Source organism: Polaromonas sp. P4_F6, from assembly GCF_056401275.1.
The window spans coordinates 1-10,572 of sequence record NZ_JBFUJQ010000019.1 but is presented as its reverse complement, the minus strand read 5'-3'; the positions used below and the strand labels follow the sequence as shown (position 1 = coordinate 10,572).

Genomic DNA, 10,572 nt, shown 5'->3' with positions numbered 1-10,572 from the left:
GCAGGTAGCCGTTGCGCCGCAGTTCACGCGTGATGCTGCTGGGGGCTCGGCACAAGGCGCGCCCGATAGCTCTGGCGCTGCATCCCTGAAGACTCATCGTCATGATGGCTCCACGGTCTTCCGCGCTCAAGTGTCTGTAGTGGCTCGTCATGCTGCTCCTGTCTTTGGGGTTGAGCAGTGTTGCACTTCACCCTTGAGACCGCCCTTACTTTTCTTTGGCGAAGCAAAGAAAAGTGAGTTGCCGCCGGGCAACCCCGGCCAGCCACCCTCAACAGAGAGCAAGCCGCTGGAACAAGCCCGCCCTTGCGGAAGGGGGAAGCCGCAACGCCCCTTTTGTAACAACCACCCCGCGCCGCGAGCAAAAACCAAAACCTACTCCCTAGGGTTTACGTGAATTTGTCACGAAAACCCGCCCTGTGTACTTGTGACTACTTGTAAGGCGACAAGATGAAAAATTACAATAAGTCACAGGTGAGACTCCAATTCAACCCGGTTTTGCGTGTTTTCTCACAGAAATCTGGGTTTTCTATTTGTTTTTTGGCGAATCGTGATTTAGTCGAGCCAAAAAAGAGCAATCAGTAACATAAAGTTACGTTCAAAGGTCTGTAAGCGCATACAGGCCATGCCGCCGACCACTGGCGCTGTTATCCGCCGACTTGTAACGAAAAGGATGTGAACCATGAAAACAGTTCTGAAATTTTGCATTTTTGCCGCCGGCCTGGCCCTGGGCCAGGTGGTTCTGGCGCAAGCCTCGCCGGTGACCTCCCAGCTGCTGGCGCAGCGCGTGGAGATGGTGGCCGGCAAACCGGTGCTCAAGCCTGCCGGCGACGGCAAGCCGGGCGACGTCCTGCAATACAGCGCCACCTACCGCAACAACGGCACGGCCGCCGCGGGCAAGCTGCTGGCCACCGTGCCGGTGCCGCCCGGTACCACCTTCATCGCCGCGAGCGAGCAGCCCGCCCCGGCCCAGGCCTCCACGGACGGCAGCAGCTTCGCGCCCATGCCGCTGACCCGCATGGTCAAGCAGGCTGACGGCAGCACGCGCAAAGAGCCCGTGCCCCTGGCCGACTACCGCGCCCTGCGCTGGGAACTCGGCAGCCTGCCCGCGGGCGCCACCTCGGTGGTCAGCCTGCGCGTGAGCATCGATGCGCCGGCGGTCGCCTCGGCGGCCAAGCCCTGATGGCGGCCGGATCCGTCCACAGCGCCCTTCCCAGTTTCTGTTGTTAGTTGTCTGTCGATTCACCGTTGTCTTGTAGCCAGGAGAAATACGCCATGTATGCCACCCCCCCGAGTCCGCGGCCCCTAGGGCTGCCGCACTTCTTCACCCACTGGATTGTGGGCTTGCTCGTTGCCTTCGCGCTGGTGATGGCCGGAACGGCTGCGCACGCCGCACCGCCGCCCGCCGGCACGTCGATCAGCAACCAGGCCTCGGCCACCTACTCGGATGCATCGGGCATCACGCGCACGGTGACCTCCAACGTGGTGCAGACCACGGTGCAGCAGATCGCCAGCCTGACGCTGGCCGCCAACGGCGCGCAGAACGCGACGCCGGGCAGCGTGGTGTACTACCCGCATACCCTGACCAACACGGGTAACGGCACGGACACCTTCAACCTGACCACCAGCAACACCGGTGCCTTCTCGATGGCGAGCGTGCAGATCTTTGCCGACAACGGCAGCGGTACCCCCACGGGCCCCGCGATCACCTCGACCGGCGCACTCGCCGCGGGCGGCCAGTTCAAGTACATCGTGGTTGCCACGCTCCCGGGCACGGCCACGGCGACGCAGACCAACACCATCACGGTGACCGGCACCAGCGTGTTCGACAACACCAAGACGCAGTCCAACACCGACGTGACCACGGCCACGACGAATGCGGTGGTGACGCTGACCAAGTCGGCCAGCGTGTCCAGCGGCGCGGCCGGCACGGCCATCACCTATACCCTGACCTACACGAACACCGGTAACAGCACGGCCACCGCCGTGGCGATTACCGACGTCCTGCCGGCAGGCCTGACCTACACCGCGGGCTCCGCTCGCTGGAGCGTGACCGGCGCCACCGCGCTGAGCGACAGCGGCGGCTCCAGCGGCTCCGCGCCCAACACCCTGACTTCGGGCTACACCCTGGGCACCAAGACCCTGCTGGTCACGCTCAACCAGGTGACGGCCGGCCAGTCGGGCACCATCAGCTTCGGCGTGACCGTGGCACCGGGCACGGCGCCCGGCGTGCTCAACAACACCGCGACGACGTCCTACAACAACGGCGCCACCACGGTGACGGGCGGCTCCAACACCGTGCCCTTCACGGTGCTGCAGACCGCCGCCGTAACGCTGACCGGCACCACGGTGCCCGGCCCGGCCGCGCCCGGCTCGACGGTGAGCTTCACCAACACGGTGACCAACACCGGTAACGGCTCCGACACCTTCAACATCACGCTGAGCGCGGGTAACTTCCCGGCCGGCACGACCTTCCAGCTGTTCAAGAGCGACGGCGTCACGCCGCTGGTCGACACCAACAGCGACGGCACGGTCGACACCGGTCCCCTGGCTGCCGGCGCCGCCTACAACGTGATCCTGAAGGCCACGCTGCCGCCGAACGCGACCAACACCGGCTCGCCTTTCATCATCACCAAGACGGCGACCTCCGTGTTCGATCCGACCAAGACGGCCAGCACCCCCGACCAGCTGACCGCCGTGGCCAACGCAGCGGTTGACGCCACCAACAACCTGCCGACCGCGGTGGGTGTCCCCGGCGTGGGCGTGTTCGCCAACGGTGAAGGCGCAGCGCAGGTCACCAACACGCTGAACCCCGGCGCCTCGACGGTCTTCACCATCGTGGCCAACAACACCGGCCCCTCGCCGGACAGCTACAACCTGGGCGCCAGCACGGTGAACACCTTCGCCAGCGTGACGTTGCCGGCCGGCTGGACCGTCAGCTTCCGCGCCGACGGCGGCGCGGGCAACTGCTCGACCACCGGCGCGACCATCACCAATACCGGCTCCGTGGCCGCCGGCGGCAACGTCGTGGTCTGCGCGGTGGTCGGTGTGCCGGCCGGCTTCGCGGCAGGCACCACGCAGCTGTACTTCCGCACGCTGTCGCCCACCTCGAACGCTTCGGACACGCTGCATGACGCGGTGGTCGTGAACGCCGTGCGCTCCATCACCCTGACGCCCAACGGCGCCGGCCAGACCTACCCCGGCGGCTCCTACGTCTACAGCCACACCCTGACCAACACCGGCAACGTGCTGGAAGGCAACGGCACGGTCAGCACGGTGACCCTTTCCGGCGCCGACAACCAGGCCGGCTGGACTTCCGCGCTGTACTACGACGCCAACGCCAACGGCGTGCTCGACGCGACCGACCCGCAGATCAGCGGTGCGCTGAGTGCTGCCGGCGTCCTGCCCGCGGGCCTGGCCCCCGGCGCATCGATCACCGTGTTCAACAAGGTGATCGCGCCCAGCGGCGCGACCCCCGGCGCGGTGGATGCCACGACCATCACGGTCACCACCAGCAACGGCAGCTATGTGACGACGGTTCCTGCCGTGGCCACTGCCATTGACAGCACCACCGTCATCGCCGGCAACCTGACCCTGTCCAAGGCGCAATCCCTGGACACGGCCTGCGCCGGCGCCAACGGCGGCACGGTTTACGCGGCGGCCACCCTGAGCGCCCGTCCCAACCAGTGCGTGCTGTACCAGATCACGGTGACCAACGTGGGATCCGCGAATGCGACCTCTGTCGTCGTGTCCGACGCGACGCCGAGCTACACCACGCTGAGCAGCGCCGCTGCCAGCACGGTGGGCACGGTCACCGGCCCCGCCGCGGGCGCGGCCGGCACCGTCACCGCAACGATCGGCACCCTGACCCCCGGTCAGTCGGCTGTCGTGACTTTCGGTGTGCGCATCAACCCCTAACCCGGGACTGACCTCCAGCGCGGGAAGCGAAAGCTTCCCCGCTTTTCCAAGGGCACGGCAACGCGCCCTTTGGAAAGCGACGCCCTGCCGCAACCCACCACCCACCCAGCCCACATGCTCTTTCGCCCGCTGCGCAAACTGCTGATTTCCTGCATGTTGCTGCTCTTCTGGGCAGCCGCACAGGCAGCGCCGACCCCGGTGGGGACGGTGATCAGCAACACCGCGAGCGCGACCTTCACGGACACTGCGACGGGCCTGCCGGTGCGCATCAATTCCAATACCGTGAACACCACGGTGGCGGCGCTGGAAGCGCTTACGTTGAACGCCAGCCAGAACCTGCTGATCGGCGTCGGCTCCTCCTTCACCATCAACCACAACCTCGCCAACACCGGCAACACCACCACCAACTACCTGGTCACCGCCAGCGTGGCCGCCGGCAGCGTCTTCACGCCGCTGAACCTGCAGGTGGTGCTGGACGTCAACGCCAACGGCCTGGTCGATGCCGGTGAGCCCGTGGTGCCCGCCGGCGGCGTGGTGCCGGTGGCCGTCGGCGCCACAGCGGGCCTGCTGATCACCGGCCAGATTCCGCCCGGCGCGGTGCCCGGCCAGACCGCGCAGATCAGCTTGCGCGCGATCAGCCAGCTGCAAAGCGCCACGGCCACCAACACGGACACCCTCAACCTGACCAACGGCGCGGCCGTGCAGGTCAGCTACGCGGCATCGACGGCCACCGCTACCCAAAGCGTGGCGCTCAGCTTCACGGCCAGGGCCATCAACAACGGCAACATGGCGGCCAGCCCCGCCAACGTGACGGTCAACGGCGCGCCCGCCGCGCTGTTCGTCCTGCGCGCACCGGTGCCGGTGAACACCACCTTCACCTCGGCCCAGCCCGCCACCAATCCCGGCGCACAGACGCTGTACCACTTGCAGGGCGCCGCCACCGGCAGCTATGTCACCACTGTGCCGGCCGGCGGCGTGGTGGACGCGGTGGCCTGGGCCATCGCCACCTTGCCGCAGGGCGGTCTGTTCCTGGGGAAGTTCAGCGTCATGGTGAACTCCAACGCCTCCGGCAACGTGAGCGGCGCCGCCTATGCCGACTGGACTGACGCCGCCGCGCCGCTGACCACCGCCAGCAACACCGTGGTGCTGCCGCTGCCTGCGCACACGGCGAGCATCCAGTTCTATACCAACAACACTTACTCGGCGCAAGCCACCCAGAGCATTCCCGGCAACGCACTGTTTGTGCAGGCTGACGCGTCCATCTGCAATGCCGACCCAAGCACGATAGGCACCGTGCCCATCACCATCGTGAGCCAGCTCACCGGTGATTCGGAAACCTACACGGCCGTGGAAACCGGGCCCAACACCGGCGTGTTCCGCATCCTGCCCAGCGTTCCCACCGCGAACGCGGCTTCACACATCGTGGCCTCGGGCGACGGCATCCTCGAGGTGCTGCGCAACGACACCGTGACCGCCAGCATCACGACCTGCGGCGGCATAACGGTGTCGGTCACCACCACGCTGCTGGTCGACCCTTCGGGCACCGTTTACAACTCGGCCACCAACCAGCCCATCGCCGGCGCCACGGTGCAGCTGATTGACGTCCTCGGCGCGGGCAACAGCGGCAACCCGGGCGGGCCGGCCGTGGTGTTCCTGATGGACGGCGTCACGCCGGCGCCCAGCGTTGTCGTGACGGCGGCCGACGGTTTTTTTGAATTCCCGCTGGTGCTCAACAGTCGCTATCGACTGGTGGTTACCCCGCCGGCTGGCTTTTCTTTTCCTTCGCGGGTGCCTGTGGCGTTGCAACCGGCCGGCCGGGTGATAGACACGCCGGGGTCTTATGGCGGCAATTTTCTGGTGGCGCTGGCGCCGGTGCATTTCGACGTGCCCCTGGACCCCGGAGCCGCCGTCGGCAGCCTGTTCATCCAGAAAACCGCCAACAAAAAAACCGCCGAGATCGGCGACTTTGTCGATTATTCGGTCAAGCTCAACAACGTCTCGACCGTGCCGCTACCGGCCACCGTGGTCAGCGACAGCCTGCCGGCCGGCTTCGCCTACGTGCGCGGCAGTGCGCGCCTCAATGGCGCGGCGCTGGCGGATCCCGCCGGCGGCGCCGGCCCCAGCCTGCAATTCGCCGTGGGCACGCTGGCCGCCGGCGCGCAGCCCGTGCTGACCTACCGCGTGCGCGTGGGCGCGGGCAGCCAGAGCGGCAACGGCATCAACACGGCCCAGGCCGCCAGCGGCGCGGTGCGCTCCAACAGCTCCAGCGTGCGCGTGCAGGTGGTGGGCGGCGTGTTTTCCAACAAGGCTTATGTGATCGGCAAGGTGTTCGCCGACTGCAGCAGGGACGGCGTGCAGGACGCCGGCGAGCCGGGCATTCCGGGCGTGCGCATCTACCTCGAAGACGGCACCTATGCCGTGACCGACGAAGAGGGCAAGTACAGCTTCTACGGGCTGGAGCCGCGCACCCATGTGGCCAAGGTCGACAACATCACGCTGCCCGCGGGCGCCACGCTGGCCGTGCTGAACAACCGCAACGCCTTCGACGCGGGCAGCCGCTTCGCAGACCTTACCAACGGCGAGTTGCACAAGGCCGATTTCGCGATTGCCGAATGCACGCCCGGCATCCACGAGCAGATCGCGGCGCGCCGCAAGGCGCTGGGCAATGCGTCGGAAATCACCCAGGCCGCCGGCACGCTGCTGCAGGCCAACCGCGGTGCTGCCGCGGCCGACAGCCGCACGCTGCCGGCCAGCGGCGCCATGGGGCTGCCGGGCGCGCAGCAAAACAACGCCGGCAGCAATGCCGTGGCGGCGGCGCCCCTGCCGGGCACCCTGGGCGCCGTCGGCGACACGGGCGGCCCCACGGCGCCCAATGCCCGCCTGCCCAAACCCATCTACACGCCGGCCAGCGTGGAGCCGGTCCAGCCTGCCGCGCCCGCCGGCGCCGAAGCGGCCGCGGTTGAACAGGTGCTGCAGCCGCTGGAAGACCTGTTGCCGGAACTGGACGCCGCCACCGGTTTTGTCAGCCTGGTGGACGAACAGCTGCTGCCGGTCGCGCAGACCCGGGTCCGCGTGAAGGGGCCGCTGGGCGCGCGTTTCGAACTCACCGTCAACGGCCAGCCCGTGCCCGCGACCCAGGTCGGCAAAAAGAGCAGCCTGGAGAAAAACAAGGTCCTGGCCTGGGAATACATCGGCGTGGACCTCAAGCCCGGCCGCAACACCCTGGCCGTGCGCGCCCTGGACGGCTTCGGCAATGCCCGCGGCACGGCACAGATCACGGTGCGCGTGCCCGGCGCGCTGGCCAAAATCGAGGTCGCCGCGCCCGCGCAATTGATCGCCGATGGCGCGACCGCCGTGCCGGTGATCATTTCGCTGCGCGACGCGCAAGGCCTGCCCGTGGCCGTGCGCACCCAGGTCAGCCTGCAGGCCAGCCAGGGCCAGTGGCAGACGCCCGATCTCGACGCGCGCCAGCCCGGCACCCAGGTGTTTGTCGAAGGCGGCGAAGGCCGCTTCCTGCTGCTGCCGCCGGCCCAGCCCGGCAAGGCCGAACTCACCGTCGCCAGCGGCACCGTCAAGTCCGTGTCACCCATCGAGTTCATGCCCAATCTGCGGCCCATGATCGCCGCCGGCATCGTGGAAGGCACGATCAACCTGCGCCGCCTCAATCCTTCCGCGCTGCAGCCGGCGCAAAGCGGCGACGTGTTCGAGCGCCAGATCCAGAGCAGCTCGCGCAGCTTTTCCGGCGGCAAGGGCGAGGCCGCCGCGCGCACCGCGCTGTTCCTCAAGGGCAAGGTGCTGGGCTCCTCGCTGCTGACGCTGGCCTACGACTCGGACAAGCCCTCGGACACGGCGCTGTTCCGCGACATCCAGCCCAGCCAGTTCTACCCGGTCTACGGCGACTCGTCGGCGCGCGGCTTTGACGCGCAGTCCACCGGCAAGCTTTATGTGATGCTGCAAAACGGCAGCAACTACGCGCTGCTGGGTGACTACTCGACCCAGACCGACAACCAGGCGCGCCAGCTCACGCAGTATTCGCGCGCCCTGAACGGCGTGAAGGGCCGCTACCAGGACGGCGCGGTCACGGTGGAAGGCTTTGCCAGCCGCACCGCCACCACGCAGCTGGTGCAGGAATTCCGCGCCAACGGCACCTCCGGCCCCTTCCTGCTGAACATCAACGGCGTGATCAACAGCCAGCAGGTCAACATCCTCACGCGCAACCGCAGCCAGGCCTCGGTCATCGTCAACGACACGCCCCTCACGCAGTTCACCGACTACGAGATCGAGCCCATGAGCGGCCGGCTGCTGCTCAAGACACCGGTACCCAGCGTGGATACCGACCTCAACCCCATCTTCGTGCGCGTGAGCTACTCGGTCGATTCCGGCGGCGCCAAGCACACGGTCGCCGGCGCCGAGGCCCGCGTGCAGGTCACGCCGGCCGTGACGCTGGGCGTCTCGGCGCTGCGCGACACCGACCCGGCCAACCGCCAGAACCTGGACGGCCTCAACGTGACGGCCAGGCTCGGCGAGAAGACGGTGGCCACCGGCGAAATTGCGCGCAGCAGCACCGACCTGCAGGGCAGTGGTTCGGGCCAGCGCGTGGAGATCCGCCACGAAGACCAGGCGCTGCAGGCGCGCGTCTGGGGCGCCAAGACCAGCGCCGGTTTCTACAACCCCAACAGCGTGCAGTCGGCCGGCCAGTCCGAATACGGCGCCAAGGTCGGCTACGCCGTGGACGACAAGAACCGCGTGGTCGGCGAAGCGCTGCGCACCGCCAACAGCGTGACCGGTGCCTCGCAGACCGGCGCCGAGCTCAAGCTCGAGCACAGCATGGCCGGCAACGTCAAGGTGGAAGTCGGCGTGCGCTACAGTGCCGCCAACACGGCCGCGGCCCTGTCCGGCCCGGCCCTGCCGGGCAGCACCCAGCCGATCGTGCCATCGGCCACGGCGCTGGCGGCGGGTTCCTCCGAAGAAGTCGGCACCACCACCGCGCGCGTCAAGGTGACGGTGCCCGTGCCCGACGTGCCGCAGGCCGACGTCTACGGCCTGGCCGAGTACGCCATCGACGGCAGCGGCGGCCGCGAAGTCGGCGTGGGCGGCAACTACGCCATCAATTCGACGACGCGCCTCTACGCGCGCCACGACTTCATCAACAGCCTCAAGAGCATTTACACGCTCAACGCCTCGACCTCGCAATACACCACCGTCGCCGGCATCAACACCGAGCTGACCGACAGCACCCAGCTGTTCAACGAATACCGCATGGGCGACAGCATCAATGGCCGCACCAGCGAAGCCGCCCTGGGCCTGCGCCGGCTCTGGCGCCTGGACAACGGCGTGGGCCTGACGGCCAGCGTGCAGCGCATCAAGCCGCTGTCCGGCGTGGTGGTCGACGACTCCAGCGCCGTGACGCTGGGCGCCGACTACACGGCCGCCGCCACCTGGAAGGCCTCGGGCCAGCTGCAGTGGCAGACCTCGACCAACTCGAGCAGCTGGCTGCTCACCGGCGCGCTGGCCAACAAACTGGACGACAGCTGGACGCTGCTCAACCGCGGCCTCTACAGCGAGCAGTCCAACCTGGGCGCCGGCGGCGGCAGGCGCGAACTCATCACGGCGCAGTCCGGCGTGGCCTTTCGCCCGGTCGACACCGACAAGTGGAATGCCCTGGGCCGCATCGAGTACAAAAAAGACTCCGACAGCACCCTGGGCCCGGGACTGAGCCGCGACGAGTCCGGCCTGATCCTGTCCACCCACCTCAATGTGCAGCCCAACCGCCACTGGACCATGAGCGGGCGTTACGCCGCCAAGTGGGGCAGCGACCGCTCCAACGGCATCAGCAGCCGCTCCTTCACGCAGCTGATCGGCGGGCGCTCCACCTGGGACCTCACCGAGCGCTGGGACTTCAGCCTGCAGGCCTACCGCATGTGGGGCAACGGTGCCGCCGAAACCGCCGTGGGCGTGGAAGTCGGCTACCTGGCCTGGAAAAACATGTGGGTGTCCGTGGGCTACAACGTCAAGGGCTTCAAGGCCGCGGACATGGCGGGCGAGGCCTATACCCAGCGCGGCCTCTATCTGCGTGTACGCTTCAAGTTTGACGAGAACGTGTTTGGCGAGCCTTCCGGCGCGGCCGCGGCTTCTTCTTCCCGCACAGCGGCCCTCCCACAATGATGTTTTTCCAGTGCCCCGTTTTCCGCCCAGGCCTGCCGCGCACGCCGGCTTATTCACGCGGCCTTGCGCGGGCCGCATGGGGCGCCGCCTTGCTGCTGCTGGCCGCGCCCTGGGCGATGGCGCAAACCACCCTCAATTACACCGGCGCTTTGCAGACCTACACCGTGCCGGCGGGCGCGGGCGGGGTGATCATCCAGGCCTTCGGCGCGGGCGGCGGCAGCGGCGGCAACGACTTAAACGGTGACGGCGGCGCGGGCGGCGCGGGCGCGCGGGCCACAGGCACTTATTACATCGCTCCCGGCACCGTGCTCAATGTGGCCGTCGGCCAGGGCGGGCGCCCCGGCAATACCTCGCAGGGCGCATTTACCTGCACCAATGCGGCCGGCGCGGGCGGCCTGGCGGGCGGCGCTCCAGGCTGGGCCGGCGGCTCGGGCGGCAACCCCGGCTGCAGCGGCTGGTCCGGCGGCGGCGCCGGCGGCGGCGCTGCCAGCG

General features: G+C 68.0%; 4 protein-coding genes and 1 pseudogene. 4 read left to right on the top strand and 1 reads right to left on the bottom strand.

The genetic code is table 11. The features are described from left to right. On the bottom strand, positions 1–151 hold a 151-nt coding region (locus AC1DUN_RS24090; protein ID WP_477716182.1), incomplete at its 3' end, for a helix-turn-helix domain-containing protein. Positions 152–679: 528 nt separating this feature from the next. On the opposite strand from AC1DUN_RS24090, the gene AC1DUN_RS24085 reads away from it, so the two are divergent. The 4 genes and pseudogenes from AC1DUN_RS24085 to AC1DUN_RS24070 form a co-directional block, all read left to right on the top strand. Further along, the gene (locus tag AC1DUN_RS24085; RefSeq protein WP_477664800.1) at positions 680–1,180 is read left to right on the top strand and encodes a hypothetical protein; all 501 of its coding nucleotides are present in this window, start codon (positions 680–682) and stop codon (positions 1,178–1,180) included. 92 nt (positions 1,181–1,272) lie between these two features. Beyond that, on the top strand, positions 1,273–3,915 hold the full coding sequence (locus AC1DUN_RS24080; RefSeq protein WP_477716181.1) for a beta strand repeat-containing protein: 2,643 nt from the start codon (positions 1,273–1,275) through the stop codon (positions 3,913–3,915). 114 nt (positions 3,916–4,029) lie between these two features. Then, positions 4,030–10,080: an SdrD B-like domain-containing protein gene (locus AC1DUN_RS24075; RefSeq protein ID WP_477716180.1), complete on the top strand. Its 6,051-nt coding sequence runs from the start codon at positions 4,030–4,032 to the stop codon at positions 10,078–10,080. Beyond that, a pseudogene (locus tag AC1DUN_RS24070) lies at positions 10,077–10,572 on the top strand (hypothetical protein); the annotation flags it as partial. The gene AC1DUN_RS24075 and the pseudogene AC1DUN_RS24070, both read left to right, overlap by 4 nt.

Bases quoted from the DNA above. Each gene is read 5' to 3' on its own strand.
- AC1DUN_RS24085 (WP_477664800.1), top strand. From the start codon at position 680: ATGAAAACAGTTCTGAAATTTTGCATTTTTGCCGCCGGCCTGGCCCTG.
- AC1DUN_RS24080 (WP_477716181.1), top strand. From the start codon at position 1,273: ATGTATGCCACCCCCCCGAGTCCGCGGCCCCTAGGGCTGCCGCACTTC.
- AC1DUN_RS24075 (WP_477716180.1), top strand. From the start codon at position 4,030: ATGCTCTTTCGCCCGCTGCGCAAACTGCTGATTTCCTGCATGTTGCTG.